Origin of the sequence: Rathayibacter sp. AY1C2, from assembly GCF_002931195.1 — a bacterium.
In the GTDB taxonomy this organism is placed as follows: domain Bacteria; phylum Actinomycetota; class Actinomycetes; order Actinomycetales; family Microbacteriaceae; genus Rathayibacter.
This window is the reverse complement of the sequence record NZ_PSWG01000005.1, coordinates 65,837-84,154: the sequence shown is the minus strand read 5'-3', so window position 1 is coordinate 84,154 and position 18,318 is coordinate 65,837. Positions and strand designations below refer to the sequence as shown.

Here is an 18,318-nt window from a genome sequence, read left to right as displayed (position 1 = left end):
GAGGGCCGTCCGGGAGGCGCTGCGCGTCCCGGGCGGCCTCCCTCGGGAGGAGAGGAGGAGCCTCAGCTCCGGCGGAGGCGCCAGGCGCCGACCGCGGCGGCGGCCAGCACGAGGACGACACCGAGCCAGGCCGACCAGCCGACGCCCGAGTCGAACGCCGCGCTCGCCGACGCGACGAGGCTCGCGGCGGAGTCGGCGGGCAGCTCGCCGGCGACCGAGACGGCGCCGCCGAGGGTCTCCCCGGCCCGCTGCGCCTGCGCGGCGTCGAGGCCCTCGGGCAGCACGACTCCCCCGCGGTACACGGCGGTGAGGACCGTGCCGAGCGTCGCGGTGCCGAGGACGGCACCGAGCTCGTAGGCGGTCTCGGAGACGGCGGAGGCCGCACCGGCCTTGTCGGCGGGCGCGTTGGCCAGGATCAGCTCGTTCGACACCGTCTCGGCCGCACCGATGCCCAGGCCGAGGAACGCGAAGGCGACGGCGACGGTGAGCGCGGACGCCCCTCCGGGCGCCCCGCTGCCGAGGGCCAGCAGGATGTACCCGACGGCCGAGACCAGCAGTCCGGCCGGGACGACGAGGCGCGGAGCGACGCGGCGCGCGATCGGCACCACGCCGAGCCCGGCCAGGATCATCACGGCGAGGCCCGGCACGAGCACGAGGCCCGCCTCCAGGGGCGAGAGCCCGACCACGAGCTGCAGGTGCTGCGAGAGGAAGAAGAGCCCGCCGACCAGCGCGGTGACGCTGAGGAGGTTGACCACGATCGCCGCACTGAACGAGCCGCGGCGGAAGAGCGAGAGATCGAGCATCGGCGAGGCCTGGCGCTGCTGGCGGCGGACGAACAGAGCTCCCGAGACGACGCCCACGACGAGCGCCGCGACGCCGACCGCGTCGATCCCGTGCTCGGCGAAGGACTTGACCGCGTAGACGACCGGCGCCATGGTCGCCAGCGACAGCAGGATGCTGACCACGTCGACCGGGCCGGGCTGCGGGTCGCGCGACTCCGGCACCAGGATCGGCACCAGGACGACCAGCGGGAGCAGCACGGGCACCGCGAGCAGGAACACCGACCCCCAGGGGAAGTGCTCGAGCAGCACGCCGCCGACCAGAGGGCCGATGCCCGAGCCCACGGCGAAGCCGGTCGCCCAGATGGCGATCGCGAGGCGGCGCTGGTCGCGGTCGGGGAAGACGCTGCGCAGGAGCGAGAGCGTCGAGGGCATCAGCATCGCGCCGAAGAAGCCCAGTGCCGCGCGGGCGCCGATGAGCGCCGCGGCGGTGGGAGCGAACGCGGCCACGACCGAGACGGCGGCGAAGCCGACCGCGCCGACCAGCAGGAGGCGCCGCCGCCCGACGCGGTCGCCGAGGCTGCCCATCGCCACCAGCAGGCCCGCGAGCACCAGCGGGTAGGCGTCGACGATCCACAGCAGCTCGGTGCCGGAGGGGCCCAGATCCTCGGCGATCGAGGGGAGCGCGAAGTTCAGCACCGTGTTGTCGACCGAGACCAGCAGCACCGGGAGCATCAGCACCGCGAGCGCCACCCAGGCGCGTCGCCCGACCCGGTCGGCGGCGCCGGCGGTGTCGTGGGTGCAGACGGGAGCGGTGCGCGCGGACACGGGGACGACCTTTCAGAGGAGAACGGAGAGAGTATACCGTCCAGCCGGTACAGTCGCCACTGATCCGCCGTAGGATGGTCGCCGTGCCTCCTGCCCCCGCCCGCGACCGCGTCCTCGACGCGTTCGAGCAGCTCCTTATCGAGCAGGGCGAGCGCGCCGCGACCCTCGACGCCGTCGCCCGCGAGGCCGGAGTCTCCAAGGGCGGGCTGCTCTACCACTTCCCCTCGAAGGACGCCCTCGTCGACGGGCTCCTGCAGCGCCTCGACGCGCGGCGGGAGGCGGACGTCGCGCAGAGCCTCGCTGCTCCCGAGGGCGTGGTCGCCTACCTGCTGCGCACCTCCTTCGCCGCCGACTCGGCCTTCGACCGCACGATCCTCGCCGTGTCGCGCATCGCGCAGGGGCACGACGAGCGCGCCAGCGGGGGCCTCGCGCGGATCCACGACAGCTGGAACGAGGTGGTCGCCGACGCCGTGGGCGACCCGCTCGTCGCCCGGGCGATCGTCCTGATGAGCGACGGGCTCTACTACAACTCCGCCCTGCTCCCCACGGGATCGCAGTCGCGCGGCGAGGCCGAGGACGTCCTCGCGGTCGTCCAGCGCCTCCTCGGGAGCTGAGCCGCGCCGCCCCCGGCGTACCCGCTACAGCTCGACGACCCCGTCGATCAGGGTCACCGTCGCGCCGCCGATCCAGATCGCGCCGTCCGTGCTCTCGACGCGCACGCGCCCGGCTCGGCCCAACGCCGCCCCCTGAGCGGCCGTGTAGCGCTCGGGCAGCACGCCGCTGCCGATCAGCCACTGGGCGATCCCCGCGTTGATGCTCCCCGTCACCGGGTCCTCGGACACACCGGCGTCGGGGATGAACGCCCGCACCTCGACCGCGCACTCGCCTCCCGCCGGATGCTCGCCCACGACGCCGACGGGGAGCCCGGCGAGGAGAGCCTGGTCCGGCCGCAGCGCGAGGACCTGCTCCGCCGACGCGAGCCGCACGGCCAGCCAGCCGGGACCGTTGTCGACCCACTCGTGGTCGAGGATCTCCGCGCGCGGGATCCGCAGAGCCGCAGCCACCCGCTCGAGCGTCGCCTCGTCGACCGGTCCGGTCCGCCGGCGGGGCGGGGCGGCGAAGGCGATGCCCTCCTCCGTCACCCTCAGCCGGACGAGACCCGCGGCGCACTCCTGCACGAGCTCCCCCGCCGCGCGGGCCGTCCCTCCGGCCGCGAGCCAGGCGTGCGCGCTCCCGAGGGTCGGGTGCCCGGCGAAGGGCAGCTCCCCGCCCGGCGTGAAGATCCGCAGCCGGTAGTCGGCCGCGGGGTCGCTCGGGCGGAGGAGGAAGGTCGTCTCGGAGAGGTTCGTCCAGCGCGCGAACTCCGCCATCGCGGCGTCGCCCACGCCGTCGCCGTCGACGACGACCGCCACCGGGTTGCCCCGGAACGGCGCGGCGCCGAAGACGTCGACCTGAGCGAACCGCCGCGTGCTCACTGCTCGGTGATGTCGATCTCCTGCATGAGGTCGGCGTCGATCGCGACGCGGACCTTCTCGAGCAGGCCGTCGGGGGCGGGGGAGTCGATGGTGATCACCGAGAGCGCCTTGCCGCCCGCCTCGGTGCGCGCGATCTGCATGCCCGCGATGTTGACCGCGGCGTCGCCGAACTCGCGGCCGTAGACCGCGACGATCCCGGGGCGGTCGACGTAGCTCATGACGACGAGGTGCTTCGCGAGGGGGACCTCGACGTCGTAGCCGTTGATCGCCACGATCTTCTCGACCTGCTTGGTGCCGGTCAGCGTGCCCGAGACCGAGATCTGCGAGCCGTCCGAGAGCGCGCCGCGCAGCGTGATCACGTTGCGGTACTCGTCCGAGACCGGCTCCGTGATCAGGCGCACCTCGATGCCGCGCTGCTCCGCGAGCACCGGCGCGTTGACGTAGGACACCGTCTCCGAGACCACGTTGGTGAACACGCCCTTGAGAGCCGCCAGCTTGAGGACCTTCACGTCGTAGCCGGCGAGCTCGCCGCGCACCTCGACGTCGATGGAGGTGACCGGCGAGTCCGCGAGGCCCGAGAAGACCTGGCCGAGCTTCTCGACCAGCGGGATGCCGGGGCGCACGTACTCGTCGATCACGCCGCCGGCGACGTTCACGGCGTCCGGCACGAGCTCGCCCGAGAGCGCGAGGCGCACCGAGCGGGCGACCGAGACGCCGGCCTTCTCCTGCGCCTCGTCGGTCGAGGCCCCGAGGTGCGGAGTGACGACCACGTTCTCGAGGGCGAGCAGCGGTGATCCGGTCGGCGGCTCCTTGACGAACACGTCGAGTCCGGCGCCGGCGATGGTCTTCGCGACGAGCGCGCGGTGCAGCGCGTCCTCGTCGATGAGGCCGCCGCGGGCCACGTTCACGATGAACGCCGACGGCTTCATCAGCGCCAGCTGATCGTCCGAGATCATGCCCGTCGTCTCGGGGGTCCTCGGCATGTGGATCGTGATGAAGTCGCTCTCGGCCAGCAGCTCCTCCAGGGAGAGGAGCGTGACGCCGAGCTGCTGGGCGCGGGCGCCGGTCACGTAGGGGTCGTAGGCGACGACGTTCACGCCGAAGGCCTGCAGGCGCGCGGTGATCAGCGCGCCGATGCGGCCGAGGCCGATGATGCCGACGGTCTTCTCGTAGAGCTCGACGCCCGTGTACTTCGAGCGCTTCCAGAGGCCCTGCGCGAGCGCGCTGTGGGCGGCGGGGATGTGGCGGGCGAGGCTCAGGATGTGGCCGACGGTGAGCTCGGCGGCCGAGATGATGTTCGAGGTCGGCGCGTTCACGACCATGACGCCCGCGGCGGTCGCGGCGGTGATGTCGACGTTGTCCAGGCCCACACCGGCGCGGGCGATCACCTGGAGCGAGGGGGCCGCGGCGATCGCCTCCGCGTCGACCTGCGTCGCGGAGCGCACCAGGATCGCGTGCGCCGTGGCGAGGGCCTCGAGCAGCGCCGGGCGGTCGGTGCCGTCCACGGAGCGGATCTCGAAGTCGGGACCGAGCGCGTCCACGGTGGCGGGCGAGAGTTCTTCGGCGATCAGGACGACCGGCTTTGTCACGAGAGGCGCTTCCTTCGGAGAGGGGACGGAGCGGGCACCGAGGCGGGGGCGTCGGCAGCCCCCCGTCACTGTAGCGGAGGGGTGCGCGCGCCCCGCGCCGTGTGACGCCGCCGGTCAGCTCAGCGAGACCAGGCTCTCGACGCCGAGGACGAGCTGCACGTCGAGCGAGAGCGCCGCCGAGAGGCAGAGGGCCGCCGCGAGCAGTCCGACGCGCGCCGGGAGCCCCCGGCGGCGGCCGAGCAGGACGGCGGCGACGAAGCAGGCGACCGGCAGCACCAGGCCGAGCAGGAGCACCGCCCAGCCCGTCGGATTCAGGTCGGTGCCGAGGGAGGCCGCGTAGCTGCGCAGGCCGATCAGGTTGCCGACCGCCTCCCAGACGTCCCAGGCGAAGAAGAGCGCGAACACCACGGCGACGAGGACGGAGGCGGCCAGGCGCCGGCCGGGCCGGTCGCGCCGGCCGGTCCCGCCGAGGGTGGCCCGGGTCGAGTCGGTCATCAGGCCCCCTTGAGGAACGGCAGCGGAGCGAGGAGGACGAGTCCGGCGACCAGCCAGAGCACGCGGGTGCGCACCCGGGAGTCGCGGGTGGCGAGGAGCACCACGGCGAACCACACCGGCGGCGCCAGGACCGCCAGCCAGAGCCCGAGCGAGTAGAGGGCGCCGCCGAGCGCATCGCCCGCGAAGCCGGCCGCGGCGACCGGCGACTGCCGCGTCGCCGTGATCGCCCAGGCGATGGCGTACAGGAGGTAGAGGCCGGCCGCGATGCCCGCGGCGATCAGCAGAGCGGACGAGGACGCGGCCTCGTCGTCGGGGTCCTCGTCGTCGGGGTCCTCGTCCTCGGAGTCGTCGTCGTCCGAGCCGTCGTCCGCCGGGCCCGCCCCCGCGACCGCGCGGGGCGTCCGGCGTACGCGCGCCGTCCCCGCGGCGAGCGTCGGGTCCGCGCCCTCGCCCGCCCACTCCAGGGCCTCGTCGTCGGCGTCGTCCTCCGGGCCGGCGTCCGGCCCGCGGTCCGCCGGCGGGGTCGCCGCGTCGTCGTCCTCCGGGGAGCGGCCCGGTCCACCATCGATCACCGCAACACCCTAGCCGCGCGCACCTCGCAGGAGGCTCGGAGCCCGCCGCCGCCTCCCCGACACCCGGCGGACACCCCGCGTCCTCCCCCGGGGGCGAGGCTGAGCGGATGGACGACCGCCGCCGCCGCTTCGTCGCCCTCGGCGACTCGTTCACGGAGGGGGTCGGCGACCCGCACCCGCGCCTGCCGAACGGGGTGCGCGGCTGGGCCGACCGCGTCGCCGAGCGCCTGGCGAAGGCCGAGCCGGGCTGGGAGTACGCGAACCTCGCCGTCCGCTCGAAGCGCCTCGCCCAGATCACCGAGGACCAGCTCGCGCCCGCCCTCGCGCTCCGCCCCACGCTGATCACGCTGTACGCCGGCGGCAACGACATCCTCGACCTCGGCACCGACACCGTCGATCTGATCACCCGCTACGAGGCGCTCGTCGACGCGCTCGCGACCACCGGCGCCTCACTCGTGCTCTTCACCGGCGTCGACATCCCGGGACTGCCCGCCCCGCGGATGTTCCTGCGCCGCAACCACCTCTACAACAGCGCCGTCCGCCGGATCGCCCGCGAGCGGGGCGCGATCCTCGTCGACTACTGGGCGATGCGGGAGTTCCACTCCCCCGTGCTCTGGTCGCCCGACCGGATGCACCTCTCCAAGCGCGGCCACCGCGTCCTGGCCGGCCGAGTGCTCGACACGCTCGGCGTGCATCACACGATCTCGACCGGGCCCTGGGACGCCCCCGAGCCGCTCCGCCTCCGCGCACGGCTGCGCGAGCAGCGCCGCTGGGCCGCCGACTGGGTCCTCCCCCTCGTCGGCCGCAAGCTGCGCCGGGTGACGCTCGGCGACCACCTCTCGCCCCGGTGGCCGGACCCCGTCCTCGTCCCGCCGAAGGGCGGTCTCCGCCGTCTCGTCCGCGAGCTCGAGCGGTAGTCGCGCCCCGGACGCGGAGGAGCCCCGGCCCGGCGAGGGGATCCCGGTGGACGGGTCCCTCGTCGGACCGGGGCTCCCCCGATCGACGCGGTGCGGCTAGCGCGCGACGCTGCCGTCGGTGTAGTCCTCGTCGGTCTGCTTCCAGGCGAAGAGCTTGCGCAGCTCGCGGCCGGTCTCCTCGATCGGGTGCTTCTCGCCCTTGGCGCGCAGCTCCTGGAACTCGGGTCCGCCCGCGTCCTGGTCGCCGATGAAGCGCTTCGCGAAGGCGCCGCTCTGGATGTCGCCGAGGACGGCCTTCATGTTCTCCTTCACGCGCGGGTCGATGACGCGCGGGCCGGAGACGTAGTCGCCGTACTCGGCGGTGTCGGAGACGCTCCAGCGCTGCTTGGCGATGCCGCCCTCCCACATGAGGTCGACGATGAGCTTGAGCTCGTGCAGCACCTCGAAGTAGGCGATCTCGGGCTGGTAGCCGGCCTCGACGAGGGTCTCGAAGCCGTACTGGACGAGCTGCGAGGTGCCGCCGCAGAGCACGGCCTGCTCGCCGAACAGGTCGGTCTCGGTCTCCTCGGTGAAGGTGGTCTTGATGACGCCGGCGCGGGTGCCGCCGATGGCCTTCGCGTAGGACTTCGCGGTCTCCCAGGCGGTGCCGGTCGCGTCGTTCTCGACGGCGATGATGTCCGGGATGCCGCGGCCGGCGACGAACTCGCGGCGCACGGTGTGGCCGGGGGCCTTCGGCGCGATGAGGATGACGTCGACGCCCGCGGGCGCCTCGATGTAGCCGAAGCGGATGTTGAAGCCGTGCGCGAAGGCGAGGGTCTTGCCCTCGGTCAGCGCGGAGGCGATCTGCTCGCTGTAGATCGCGCGCTGGTGCTGGTCCGGCGCGAGGATCATGATCAGGTCGGCCCAGGCCGCGGCGTCGGCGACGCTCTTGACCTCGAAGCCGTCGTCCTCGGCCTTGGCGGTCGACTTCGACCCCTCCTTCAGCGCGATGACGACCTGGACGCCGGAGTCGCGGAGGTTCTGCGCGTGCGCGTGGCCCTGCGAGCCGTAGCCGACGATCGCGACCTTCTTGGACTGGATGATGGAGAGGTCGGCGTCGGCGTCGTAGATGAGCTCGGTCACGTGGTGAGTCCTTTTCTGTAGTGGAGAGTTCGCGGTCAGTTCTTGAAGACGCGCTCGGTGATCGACTTGGAGCCGCGCCCGATGGCGAGCAGGCCCGACTGCGCGATCTCCTTGATGCCGTAGGGCTCGATCACCCGCAGGAACGCATTGGTCTTGCCGGTGTCGCCGGTGACCTCGATCACCAGGGCGTCGGTCGCGACGTCGACCACGCGGGCGCGGAAGAGCGTGACGGCCTCGAGCACCTGCGAGCGCGTGACGTTGTCGACGCGGACCTTGACGAGCAGGTGCTCGCGCTGGACCGACTGGTCGGTGTCGAGCTCGACGATCTTGATCACGTTGACGAGCTTGTTGAGCTGCTTCGTGACCTGCTCGAGCGGCAGGTCCTCGACGTCCACGGCGACCGTGATGCGCGAGAGCCCGGCCAGCTCGGTCGGACCGACCGCCAGCGACTCGATGTTGAAGCCGCGGCGGGCGAACAGCCCGGCGACACGGGTGAGCAGTCCCGGCTTGTCCTCGACGAGCAGGGAGAGAACGTGGTGCGTCATGCGGGTCTACTCCTCGTCGTCCCAGGTCGGGCTGTGGTCTCGGGCGTACTGGACGTAGCTGTTGGAGACGCCCTGCGGGACCATCGGCCAGACCATGGAGTCGCGGCTGACGACGAAGTCGATCACCACGGGCCGGTCGTTGGTGGCGATGGCGAGGCGGATGGCGTCGTCGATCTCCTCCGGCTTCGTGACGCGGATGCCGAGCGCGCCGTAGGCGTCGGCGAGCTTCACGAAGTCGGGCACCCGGACGGTGTCGTGACCCGTGTTGAGGTCGGTGTTGGAGTAGCGGCCCTCGTAGAACAGGGTCTGCCACTGGCGCACCATGCCGAGCGAGGAGTTGTTGATCACCGCGACCTTGATCGGGATGTCGTTGATCGTGCAGGTGGCGAGCTCCTGATTGGTCATCTGGAAGCAGCCGTCGCCGTCGATCGCCCACACGGTGCGCTCGGGCTCGCCGACCTTGGCGCCCATCGCCGCGGGCACGGAGTAGCCCATGGTGCCGGCGCCGCCGGAGTTCAGCCACGAGTTGGGGCGCTCGTACTTGATGAACTGCGCCGCCCACATCTGGTGCTGGCCGACGCCGGAGGCGAAGACGCCCTCGGGGCCGGTGATCTCGCCGATGCGCTTGATGACGTACTGCGGCGAGAGCAGGCCGTCGTTCGGCTCGGTGTAGCCGAGCGGGAACTCCGTCTGCAGGCCCTTGAGGTAGCTCCACCACTCGGAGGTGTCGGCACGGCCATCGGCGGAGGCCTTGGCGAACGCGTCGGTGAGGTCCGGGAGGACGTCCTTCAGGTCGCCCACGATCGGCACGTCGGCGGTGCGGATCTTGGAGATCTCGGCCGGGTCGATGTCGACGTGCACGACCTTGGCGTGGGGCGCGAAGAGCGCCGCCTTGCCGGTCACGCGGTCGTCGAAGCGCGAGCCCAGCGCGAGGATCAGGTCTGCCTCCTGCAGCGCGAGCACCGCGGGGACGGTGCCGTGCATGCCGGGCATGCCCAGGTGCTGCTCGTGCGAGTCCGGGAACGCTCCGCGCGCCATCAGCGTGGTCACCACGGGGGCGCCGCAGGCCTCGGCGAACGCCTTCAGCTCGGCGGCCGCGCGGGCGCGGATGATGCCGCCGCCCACGTAGAGCACCGGCTTCCGCGACTCGACCAGCAGCTGGGCCGCGGCCTGGATCTGCTTGCCGTGGGCCTTCGTGACCGGACGGTAGCCGGGCAGGTCGATCTTCGGCGGCCAGAGGAACGGCGCCTGGTCCTGCTGCGCGTCCTTCGTGATGTCGACCAGCACGGGGCCGGGGCGGCCGGTGGTGGCGATCAGCGCGGCGGAGGCGAGGGCCGAGGGGATGTCCTCGGGACGCGTCACGAGGATGGAGTGCTTCGTGATCGGCATCGTGATGCCGACGATGTCCGCCTCCTGGAACGCGTCGGTCCCCATGAGCGTCGAGAACACCTGGCCGGTGATCGCGAGCATCGGGACCGAGTCCATGTAGGCGTCCGCGATCGCGGTGACCAGGTTGGTCGCTCCGGGGCCCGAGGTCGCGATGCAGACGCCGAGCCTGCCGGTCGCCGAGGCGTAGCCCTCGGCGGCGTGGCCGGCGCCCTGCTCGTGGCGGACCAGGATGTGCCGGATCTTCGAGGAGTCCATCAGCGGGTCGTAGACCGGGAGGATCGCGCCGCCGGGCAGGCCGAAGACGTCCTCGATCCCGAGCATCTCGAGCGAGCGGACGACCGCCTGCGCTCCGGTGAGGATCTCGGCCGCGGGGGCGGCCCCGGGAGCGTGGGCGGGTCGGGGTGGCTGGGGCGTCGGTGCGGGCTGCACGGCGGACGGATCCGGAGTCATGCGGGTGTCGATTCCTTCAGGAGGTGGTGCGGCGGCGGGCAGAGCCGGAGGCGAGTGCCCGGGAACGCGAGTGCGCGGCCGGCCGGAGCGGGCCGGGTCACCCGGTGACGGCACCCTCGGCTGCCGAGCGGACGAGCTTGGCGTACTTGGCGAGGACACCGCGGGTGTAGCGCGGAGGGAGAGGGGCCCAGCCTTCTCGGCGGGCGGCGAGCTCGGACTCGTCGACGAGTAGGTCGATCGAGCGAGCGGCGATGTCGACCCGAATCGGGTCTCCGTCGCGAACGAATGCGATGGGACCTGCGTCCACCGATTCGGGAGCTATGTGGCCGATGCACAGGCCGGTTGTGCCGCCTGAGAATCGTCCGTCCGTCAACAGTAGTACATCTTTTCCGAGCCCGGCCCCCTTGATGGCGGCGGTGATGGCGAGCATCTCGCGCATGCCGGGGCCGCCCTTGGGACCCTCGTAGCGGATGACCACCACGTCGCCCTTCTCGATCCGGCCCTCGGTCAGAGCGTCCATCGCGGCGCGCTCGCGCTCGAACACGCGGGCCGGACCCTCGAAGACGGAGGCGTCGAAGCCGGCGGTCTTGACGACCGCGCCCTCGGGGGCGAGCGAGCCCTTGAGGATGGTGAGCCCGCCGGTCGCGTGGATCGGGTTGTCGAGGGTGCGGATGACCTCGCCGTCCAGCGGTGCGATGTCCATCGCGGCGAGGTTCTCGGCGACCGTCCTCCCGGTGACCGTCAGGCAGTCGCCGTGGAGCAGCCCGGCGTCCAGGAGCGCCTTCATCACGGCCGGGACGCCGCCGTGGCGGTCGACGTCGTTCATGACGTACTTGCCGAAGGGCTTGAGGTCGCCGATGTGCGGGATCGTGTCGCCGATGCGGTTGAAGTCGTCGATCGTGAGGTCGACCTCGGCCTCGTTGGCGATCGCGAGCAGGTGCAGGATGACGTTGGTCGACCCGCCGAAGGCCATCGCCACCGCGATCGCGTTCTCGAACGCCTCCTTGGTGAGGATGTCGCGGGCCGTGGTGCCGTTGCGCAGCAGCTCGACGACGGCCTCGCCGGACTTGCGGGCGAAGTAGTCGCGGCGGCGGTCGGCGGCGGCGGGCGAGGCGGAGCCGGGCAGGCTCATGCCGAGCGCCTCGGCCACGCTGGCCATGGTGTTGGCGGTGTACATGCCGCCGCAGGATCCCTCGCCCGGGGCGAAGGCGCACTCGATGCGCTTGGCGTCCTCCTCGGACATGATCCCGGCCTTGACGCCGCCGACGGCCTCGAAGGAGTCGATGATCGTGATGTCCTTCTCGGTGCCGTCCGAGAGCTTGACCCAGCCCGGGGCGATCGAGCCGGCGTAGACGAACACGGCGGCGAGGTCGAGGCGGGCCGCGGCCATCAGCATGCCGGGCAGCGACTTGTCGCAGCCGGCCAGCATGACGGTGCCGTCCAGGCGCTCGGCCATCATCACGGTCTCGACGGAGTCGGCGATGACCTCGCGGGAGACGAGCGAGAAGTGCATGCCCTCGTGGCCCATCGAGATGCCGTCCGAGACGGAGATGGTGCCGAACTGGAGCGGGTAGCCGCCGCCGGAGTGCACGCCCTCCTTCGCGGAGCGCGCGAGGCGCTCGAGCGAGAGGTTGCAGGGGGTGATCTCGTTCCACGAGGACGCGATGCCGATCTGGGGCTTCTCCCAGTCGTCATCGCCCATCCCGACCGCCCGCAGCATCCCGCGCGACGTCGTGGCCTCGATGCCGTCCGTGACGGTGCGCGAGCGGGGCTTCCAATCGATTTCCGGCATGCGATGAGGTTACCGCCTCGCGCGCAGTGCCCCTGCTCGCCGGGCGGACCCGGACCGGCCCGCGCACCCGTTCCTGCCCCGGCCTCCGGCAGCGGCACCGGACGCGGACGTCCCCGCGGATCTCCGACTCGTCGCGAACGGCCGCTCCCCGCGTCGGCGGACGGCCGTCCGCAGCGGGTCGACGGAGCCGCACCGCGAGGGCGGCCGGCGCTGACGGCCGGAAGGGAGCTGCTACTCCGCGCGCAGGTCGGCCAGCAGCCGGAGCGCGTGCGCGACCTGCTCGGGGCCGCGGACCCGGTAGGAGGCCGCGGTGGTGCCCTCGCCGCTCTTGATGCCGACGTCGCCGGAGCCGAGGACCGCGAAGGCGTCCTCGTCCGTCACGTCGTCGCCCGCGTAGAGCACGGCGGTCGCGCCGGTGTAGCGGCGGAGGTGCTGCACGGCCTCGCCCTTGGTGGTCGAGCGGACCGAGAACTCCAGGACGTTCTTGCCCTCGCGGACGGTGACCCCCTGCACCTCGGCGCGCGCCTCGGAGAGGGCGACGACGTGGGCGACACGGCTGTGGCGCTCGGTCGCGAGGCGGGTGTGCAGGGCGAAGCCGGCGGGCTTGTCCTCGATCCAGACGTTGTCGATCCCGCGGGCGATGCCCTTCAGGACGTCCTCGAGCACTCCCACCTTCTCGAGCTCGTCGTCGTCGAGCCGGACCGCGTCCTCCTCGGGGTCGAGGCGGATCTCGATGCCGTGGGAGCCGACCAGCAGCGCCTCGTCCGGCAGCTGCGAGACCTCCTCCAGGCTCCCGAGCGCCCGGCCGGAGACCAGCGCGACCCGGGTGCCGGGGAGGGCGAGGAGCCGCAGCACGGCCTCGCGCGCCTCGGGGAGCGCCCGCGCGCGGGCGGGGTCGTCGACCTCGGGCGCGAGTGTGCCGTCGAAGTCGAGGGCCACCAGGAGCCGGTCGGCCGCGGCGAGCTCCCGCAGCGCCGCCGCGAGCCGCTCGGGCACTCCCTCGCTCATCGCGCGCCGCCGTCGAGCTCGCGGTCGTCGGCGGCCTCCCGCTCGAGCTCGGCCGCCTGTCCGTGCGCCGAGTCGTCGCGGTGCTCGGCCTCCTGGCCGTGCGGCGCCTCCTGCCCGCGGGCGGCGGGCCGCACGTCGAGCTGCTGGCCGGCCGCGTGCTCCGCGAGAGCGGAGAGGAACGACTCGGACCAGCGCGCCACGTCGTTCTCGAGCACGCGGCGACGGAGCGCGCGCATGCGCCGGGTGCGCTCGACGCGCGGCATCCGCGCCGAGGCCTCCATCGCGTCCTTCAGCCCCGAGATGTCGTGCGGGTTCACCTGCACGGCCTGCTTGAGCTCGTCGGCCGCTCCGGCGAACTCGCTCAGCACGAGCACGCCGTCGTTGTCGAAGCGGGACGCGACGTACTCCTTCGCGACGAGGTTCATCCCGTCGCGCAGCGCCGTGACGAGCATGACGTCGGCGGCGAGGTAGAGCGCCACCATCTCCTCGCGCGGGTAGCCGTGGTGGAGGTAGCTGATCGCCGGGTGCCCGAGCGTGCTGTAGTCGCCGTTGATCCGGCCGACCTGCAGCTCGATGTCGTCGCGCAGCTGCCGGTAGGTGTCCACGCGCTCGCGGCTCGGGCTCGCGACCTGGACCAGCACCGCGTCCTCGGAGGTGAGGCGGCCGTCCGCCAGGAGCTCGCCGAAGGCCTTCAGGCGGTGGCCGATCCCCTTGGTGTAGTCGAGCCGGTCGACGCCGAGCATGATCGTCGCGGGGTTGCCCAGCTCGGCGCGGATCTCGGCGGCGCGGGCCTGGATCTCGGGGGTGCGCGCCATCGCCTCGAACGACGCGGAGTCGATCGAGATCGGGAAGTGCCGGGCGACGACCGGGCGCACGCTCGCCCCGCGCCGCGAGCGGTTGACGCGGCGGGTGCCGCCGACGGCCTCCTCCTCGACCGGGACCTCGACGACCGTGCTGCGGGTGTCGTAGCCCAGCAGGCGCCGGACCGCGCGGAGGAAGCTGCCCGCGTCTCCCTGGCGCTGGAAGCCGATCACGTCGGCGCCGAGCAGGCCCTCGACGATCTGCCGGCGCCACGGGAGCTGCGCGAAGATCCCGTAGGGCGGGAACGGGATGTGGTTGAAGAAGCCGATCGTGACGTCGGGCCGGAGCTCCCGCAGCATCTTGGGCACGAGCTGGAGCTGGTAGTCCTGGACCCAGACCACGCCGTCCTCCTCCGTCACGGCCGCGGCCGCCTCGGCGAAGCGCTGGTTGACCCGCACGTAGGCGTCCCACCAGTCGCGGTGGTAGGTCGGGGGCGCGATCACGTCGTGGTACAGCGGCCAGAGCGTGTCGTTCGAGAAGCCCTCGTAGTAGTCCTCGAGCTCCTGCGCGCTGAGGGCGACGGGGACGATCTGCACGCCGTTGTCGACGAACGGGGCGACCTCCTCGTCGGCCACGCCGGGCCAGCCGACCCAGGCGCCCTCGTTCGCGCGCATCACCGGCTCGAGCGCGGTGACCAGCCCGCCGGGTGAGGTCTTCCAGGACGCGGTGCCGTCCTCGGCCACGACGCGGTCCACCGGGAGGCGGTTCGAGACGACCACGAACGCGTTGCGCTCTGTCCCTCCCGAGGTCCCGGCGTCGGTCCTGTCAGCGGCGGAGGAGGCGGAGGCGGAGTGCGGAGGAATGGTGGTCCCTTTTCGTCGGTCGAGCCGTCGTCGTGCCCGTCGAGGCTATCAGCCGGCCCCGCACGGGGGACGGGGGGTCAGCCCTGCACGAGGGCGAGCGCGAGCGTCGCTCCGCCCACCGTCGGGACGACCGCGACGAGTCCGAGGAGCGCGTACTGGCGCCACGAGACGTGCACGCCCAGCGCGGTCAGCCTCTGGTGCCAGAGCAGGGTGGCGAGCGAGGCCCACGGGGTGATCAGCGGTCCGGCGTTCACGCCGATCAGCAGGGCGACCAGGCGGAGCGGATCCGCCGCGACGGGCTCGAGGGCGAGGTAGGCGGGCAGGTTGTCGACCAGGTTGGAGGCGACCGCGCCGGAGCCGGCGAGGCGCAGCAGGTCGAGCGTCCCGCTCCCCTCCCCCGCGACCACGGCGAGCGCCGCGCCCAGCCCGAGCTGGTGCGCCGCCTCCATCGCCACGAAGAGGCCCGACGCGAACACGACGAGCTGCCACGGCAGGAGGGCGGGCGTGAGCGCCGCGGGACGGCGCACCGCGAAGAGGACGATCAGCGCGACCGCGGCGACCGTCGCCGGGATCCACACCTCGAGGCCCGAGACGAGCGCCGGCAGGAGCAGCGCCACGACGATCCCCGCGCCGACGAGCAGCACCCGGTCCTCCACCGGCGTCCGCTCCCCCGGGGTGTAGCGCCCGGCCAGCTCGCGCCGGTAGCGGATCGCGAGGATCAGCACGGGCACGACGGCCGCGACGAGCGCGGGCACCGCGGTCAGCGCGGCGAAGGCGAAGGGGCCCTCGACCCCCAGGCGCCGCTGCGCGAGCAGGTTGGTGAGGTTCGAGACGGGGAGGAGGAGGGAGGCGCAGTTCGCCAGCCAGACCGTGGCCATCGCGAACGGCAGGGGCGGGACGCGCACGTGCGCCGCGAGCAGGACCACGACCGGGGTCAGGAGCACGGCGGTCGTGTCGAGCGAGAGGAACACCGTGCTGACGACGGCCATCGCCACCACCAGCAGCCAGAGCACCGCGGTCCGCCCGCGGCCCCACTCGGCGGAGCGCTCGGCGACCACGGTGAAGACGCCGGCCTCGGAGGCCAGCTCGGCGACCACGGTCACCGCGACCACGAAGCCGAGGATCGGCGCCGTCCGCTCGACCAGCTCGCCCAGCGCGTCCATCGGGAGGACCCCCGTGACGACGGCCACCGCCCCGACGACGAGCAGCACCGCCCCGATCACAGCCGTGCGCATGTCGTTCCCGTTCTCCTCGGCGTGCCCCGGCTCGAGGATTCGGGTCCCGGCGGCGGTCCACCGTAGCGGGACAACCCCTCGGTGCTGTCAAGCGTTCCTCTGAGAGCTTTCGCACCCGCTAGCGTCGGGGTGAACACGGGAGGCACACGCATGCGCAAGTTCATCCTCAACTCCAGCGTCATCAGCGCGATCGTCGGCGGCTGGTCGATCCTGCAGACCACGCGCAAGGGCCCGCGCGACTGGCGCCTGGCCCTCCAGTGGGTCAGCTGGGCCATCTCGGTCACGGTCGCCCTGGGCTCCGTGTCCTACGACTCGAAGGAGATCGTCAAGGAGGAGCGCGGCAAGAAGCGCGACCGCTAGGCCCTCCTGACGCGCCGCCTCCCCGCGGGGCGGCGTGTCAGCCGGTCTCCCGACCCGGTGGCGGCGACACTGTTCCCAGTCGCTGCCGGCACGGGAAACGGGGTTCGTCATGAGGTTTCGTCTGAGGCGTCGCAAGGCGGCCCCCGAGGTCGTCGAGGCGGCCCCCGTCCTCACGCAGGACGAGCTCTTCGCCGTCGTCCACGAGCGCCTCGCGGCCTTCGTCGGATCCGAGGGCGCCTGGGTCGTCACGCGCCGCAGCCACGACGACCGCGACCCGATCTTCCACGGGATGCTCGCGCGCTCCCTCGCCCACGAGCTCTCCGCCGCCATCCAGGAGGAGCAGCTCCGCGCCGGCGCCGAGCGGACGTCGTCCCCGGTCACCGAGGCGATCCCCGTGATGCGCGCCTCCACTCCCCCGGTGGAGCCGGCCGCCCTCACCTGGGAGCCGAAGCCGATCGCCGTCTGGGCGGAGCCGGCCCCCGCCGACGTCGCCGTCGACACCCCCGTCGCGACCCGCTCCTGACCCGAGCGGTCGGCCGGCGGGCTCGCCCTCCGGCCGACCCGACGAGCGACGTCGCCCTTCCCGCTGATCGAGGAGGCGGCGCAGCCGCCGTCTCGAGATCCCCCGCGGCCGCCCTCCCCCGGCCGCCCGTCAGAGCGTCGGCCAGCTCCCGGGGCCCTCGCTGCCCGCCGGGTACTCGTCGAGCGGCACCCGATCCGCGTGCCACGCGTCGATCGCGGGCTGCACGATGCGCCAGCACTCCTCGGCGGCGTCCCCGCGGACCGAGAGCGACGGGTCGTCGTCGAGGATCCCCGAGATGACCTCGCCGTACGCCAGCAGCTCGCCCGCGCCGAAGGTCGCCTCCAGCGAGGCGCGCTCGAGCGTGTACGGGTCGCCGGGGCCGTTGATGTTCAGCTCGAGCGACATCTGGTCGGGCGCGAGGAACAGCCGCAGCACGGACGGCGCCTCGGTGCCGACGAAGCCGCGGGGCAGGTGCGGCACTGGCTTGAAGCGGATGACCACTTCGCGCCGCCGCTCCCCGAGCGCCTTGCCGGAGCGGAGGGTGAACGGCACGCCTGCCCAGCGCCAGGTGTCGATCTCGACGACCAGCTCGGCCAGCGTCTCGGTCCGGCGAGCGGGGTCCACGCCCTTCTCGTCCGCGTAGGCGGGCAGCTCGCGTCCGTCGATCGTCCCCGCTGTGTAGCGGGCGCGGCGCGAGCTCGCGGCGGGGTCGTCGCCGTGCAGGCGGGTAGCGCGCAGGACGATCGACTTCGCGTCCCGGATGTCGGCCGCGTCGAGCGAGGACGGCGGCTCCATCGCGATCACCGCGAGGACCTGCAGCAGGTGGCTCTGGATCATGTCGGTCAGCGCGCCCGCGCCGTCGTAGTAGCTCGCCCGCCCCTCGAGGGCCAGCTGCTCGTCGTAGACGATCTCGACGCTCTCGATGTGCTCGGCCGACCACAGCGGCTCGAGGATCCGGTTCGCGAAGCGCAGGCCGAGCACGTTCATCACGGTCGCGCGGCCGAGGAAGTGGTCGACGCGGTGGATGCGGTCCTCGGGGACCAGCGCGGCGAGGCGCTGGTTGAGGGCGTGCGCGCTCGCCTCGTCGGTCCCGAACGGCTTCTCCAGCGCCAGCACGGTGCCCTCCGGCAGGTCGTGGGCGGCGAGCGCCTCGCAGGCCTTCGCCGCGATCGCCGGCGGGAGGGCGAAGTAGACCGCCACCGGACCGGCGCAGCTCGCGAGCAGTGCGGCGAGCGCCTCCGGATCGGTGACGTCGACCTGCTGGTAGCGCGTGCCGGAGGTGAGCGCGTCCACGCCCTCGCCCTGCGCCTCGACGGTGGCGAAGGAGGCGGTCAGCACCTCGTGCCAGTGCTCCTGGGTCCAGTCCTCGCGTCCCGCGCCGACGAGGTGGACCCGCCGGTCGGTCTCGCGGGTCAGCAGCTGGCCGACGGCGGGGAGGAGGAGCCGCGAGGACAGGTCCCCCGTCGCTCCGAGGATGAGCAGGGTCGAGACGGTCTGTGCCATGCGGCTCACCCTACGGCGGCGCTGAAGAGCCCCGCTCCGCCTTGACTGGGAGGCCACAGCCGCACCTGAGAG

17 protein-coding genes are annotated in these 18,318 nt (G+C 72.9%); 4 read left to right on the top strand and 13 right to left on the bottom strand.

All coding sequences use genetic code 11. The annotated features are described in order from the left end of the window. Window positions 1-62: 62 nt before the first annotated feature. A complete protein-coding gene (locus tag C5C55_RS05725; RefSeq protein WP_258072505.1) occupies window positions 63-1,607 on the bottom strand; it encodes an MFS transporter in 1,545 nt (514 codons plus the stop codon). Between the two features lie 74 nt (window positions 1,608-1,681). Between C5C55_RS05725 and C5C55_RS05720 the strand changes: the two genes are divergently transcribed. Further along, a complete protein-coding gene (locus C5C55_RS05720) occupies window positions 1,682-2,221 on the top strand; it encodes a TetR/AcrR family transcriptional regulator (protein ID WP_208543367.1) in 540 nt (179 codons plus the stop codon). Between the two features lie 24 nt (window positions 2,222-2,245). Here C5C55_RS05720 and C5C55_RS05715 read toward each other — a convergent pair whose 3' ends face one another. The 4 genes from C5C55_RS05715 to C5C55_RS05700 all read right to left on the bottom strand — a co-directional run bounded on the left by C5C55_RS05715 (window position 2,246) and on the right by C5C55_RS05700 (window position 5,738). Next, window positions 2,246-3,082, bottom strand: coding sequence for a PhzF family phenazine biosynthesis protein (locus tag C5C55_RS05715; RefSeq protein ID WP_104233220.1), 837 nt, complete (start codon window positions 3,080-3,082; stop codon window positions 2,246-2,248). Beyond that, the gene (serA, locus tag C5C55_RS05710) at window positions 3,079-4,671 is read right to left on the bottom strand and encodes a phosphoglycerate dehydrogenase (protein WP_104233219.1); all 1,593 of its coding nucleotides are present in this window, start codon (window positions 4,669-4,671) and stop codon (window positions 3,079-3,081) included. The genes C5C55_RS05715 and serA overlap by 4 nt, the downstream gene beginning before the upstream one ends. 114 nt (window positions 4,672-4,785) lie before the next feature. Continuing rightward, window positions 4,786-5,166, bottom strand: coding sequence for a hypothetical protein (locus tag C5C55_RS05705; protein WP_104233218.1), 381 nt, complete (start codon window positions 5,164-5,166; stop codon window positions 4,786-4,788). Beyond that, window positions 5,166-5,738, bottom strand: coding sequence for a hypothetical protein (locus tag C5C55_RS05700; RefSeq protein ID WP_104233217.1), 573 nt, complete (start codon window positions 5,736-5,738; stop codon window positions 5,166-5,168). The genes C5C55_RS05705 and C5C55_RS05700 overlap by 1 nt, the downstream gene beginning before the upstream one ends. A 107-nt stretch (window positions 5,739-5,845) precedes the next feature. Here C5C55_RS05700 and C5C55_RS05695 point away from each other — a divergent pair, with 107 nt between their 5' ends. Beyond that, window positions 5,846-6,655: an SGNH/GDSL hydrolase family protein gene (locus C5C55_RS05695; RefSeq protein WP_104226248.1), complete on the top strand. Its 810-nt coding sequence runs from the start codon at window positions 5,846-5,848 to the stop codon at window positions 6,653-6,655. Between the two features lie 96 nt (window positions 6,656-6,751). Here C5C55_RS05695 and ilvC read toward each other — a convergent pair whose 3' ends face one another. The 7 genes from ilvC to C5C55_RS05660 all read right to left on the bottom strand — a co-directional run bounded on the left by ilvC (window position 6,752) and on the right by C5C55_RS05660 (window position 15,860). Beyond that, window positions 6,752-7,777 carry a ketol-acid reductoisomerase gene (ilvC, locus tag C5C55_RS05690; RefSeq protein ID WP_104223539.1) on the bottom strand — a complete coding sequence of 342 codons (1,026 nt, stop codon included), beginning with the start codon at window positions 7,775-7,777 and terminating at the stop codon, window positions 6,752-6,754. Window positions 7,778-7,812: 35 nt separating this feature from the next. Beyond that, complete coding sequence (gene ilvN, locus C5C55_RS05685) at window positions 7,813-8,322, bottom strand: acetolactate synthase small subunit (RefSeq protein WP_104223540.1); 510 nt, start codon at window positions 8,320-8,322, stop codon at window positions 7,813-7,815. 6 nt (window positions 8,323-8,328) lie between these two features. Beyond that, entirely contained in the window at window positions 8,329-10,161 is a 1,833-nt protein-coding gene (locus C5C55_RS05680) for an acetolactate synthase large subunit (RefSeq protein WP_104233216.1), read from the bottom strand. Window positions 10,162-10,258: 97 nt separating this feature from the next. Next, complete coding sequence (gene ilvD, locus C5C55_RS05675; protein WP_104233215.1) at window positions 10,259-11,953, bottom strand: dihydroxy-acid dehydratase; 1,695 nt, start codon at window positions 11,951-11,953, stop codon at window positions 10,259-10,261. Window positions 11,954-12,184: 231 nt separating this feature from the next. Beyond that, window positions 12,185-12,961, bottom strand: coding sequence for a trehalose-phosphatase (otsB, locus tag C5C55_RS05670; protein WP_104226245.1), 777 nt, complete (start codon window positions 12,959-12,961; stop codon window positions 12,185-12,187). Further along, entirely contained in the window at window positions 12,958-14,541 is a 1,584-nt protein-coding gene (locus tag C5C55_RS05665; protein WP_104226244.1) for a trehalose-6-phosphate synthase, read from the bottom strand. The genes otsB and C5C55_RS05665 overlap by 4 nt, the downstream gene beginning before the upstream one ends. A gap of 161 nt (window positions 14,542-14,702) precedes the next feature. Beyond that, a complete protein-coding gene (locus tag C5C55_RS05660; protein ID WP_104233214.1) occupies window positions 14,703-15,860 on the bottom strand; it encodes an SLC13 family permease in 1,158 nt (385 codons plus the stop codon). A 150-nt stretch (window positions 15,861-16,010) separates the two neighbouring features. On the opposite strand from C5C55_RS05660, the gene C5C55_RS05655 reads away from it, so the two are divergent. Beyond that, window positions 16,011-16,220, top strand: a complete 210-nt coding sequence (locus tag C5C55_RS05655) for a hypothetical protein (RefSeq protein WP_104223546.1) — start codon at window positions 16,011-16,013, stop codon at window positions 16,218-16,220. Window positions 16,221-16,329: 109 nt separating this feature from the next. After that, window positions 16,330-16,743 (top strand): hypothetical protein, encoded by a 414-nt coding sequence (locus C5C55_RS05650; RefSeq protein WP_104233213.1) that lies wholly within the window; start codon window positions 16,330-16,332, stop codon window positions 16,741-16,743. A 129-nt stretch (window positions 16,744-16,872) separates the two neighbouring features. Here C5C55_RS05650 and C5C55_RS05645 read toward each other — a convergent pair whose 3' ends face one another. Further along, the gene (locus tag C5C55_RS05645) at window positions 16,873-18,246 is read right to left on the bottom strand and encodes a glucose-6-phosphate dehydrogenase (RefSeq protein WP_181067782.1); all 1,374 of its coding nucleotides are present in this window, start codon (window positions 18,244-18,246) and stop codon (window positions 16,873-16,875) included. Between the last annotated feature and the right edge of the window lie 72 nt (window positions 18,247-18,318).

Bases quoted from the DNA above. Each gene is read 5' to 3' on its own strand.
- C5C55_RS05705 (WP_104233218.1), bottom strand. From the start codon at position 5,166: ATGACCGACTCGACCCGGGCCACCCTCGGCGGGACCGGCCGGCGCGAC.
- C5C55_RS05720 (WP_208543367.1), top strand. From the start codon at position 1,682: ATGGTCGCCGTGCCTCCTGCCCCCGCCCGCGACCGCGTCCTCGACGCG.
- C5C55_RS05660 (WP_104233214.1), bottom strand. From the start codon at position 15,860: ATGCGCACGGCTGTGATCGGGGCGGTGCTGCTCGTCGTCGGGGCGGTG.
- C5C55_RS05650 (WP_104233213.1), top strand. From the start codon at position 16,330: ATGAGGTTTCGTCTGAGGCGTCGCAAGGCGGCCCCCGAGGTCGTCGAG.
- C5C55_RS05695 (WP_104226248.1), top strand. From the start codon at position 5,846: ATGGACGACCGCCGCCGCCGCTTCGTCGCCCTCGGCGACTCGTTCACG.
- otsB (WP_104226245.1), bottom strand. From the start codon at position 12,961: ATGAGCGAGGGAGTGCCCGAGCGGCTCGCGGCGGCGCTGCGGGAGCTC.
- ilvN (WP_104223540.1), bottom strand. From the start codon at position 8,322: ATGACGCACCACGTTCTCTCCCTGCTCGTCGAGGACAAGCCGGGACTG.
- ilvD (WP_104233215.1), bottom strand. From the start codon at position 11,953: ATGCCGGAAATCGATTGGAAGCCCCGCTCGCGCACCGTCACGGACGGC.
- C5C55_RS05645 (WP_181067782.1), bottom strand. From the start codon at position 18,246: ATGGCACAGACCGTCTCGACCCTGCTCATCCTCGGAGCGACGGGGGAC.
- C5C55_RS05655 (WP_104223546.1), top strand. From the start codon at position 16,011: ATGCGCAAGTTCATCCTCAACTCCAGCGTCATCAGCGCGATCGTCGGC.
- C5C55_RS05680 (WP_104233216.1), bottom strand. From the start codon at position 10,161: ATGACTCCGGATCCGTCCGCCGTGCAGCCCGCACCGACGCCCCAGCCA.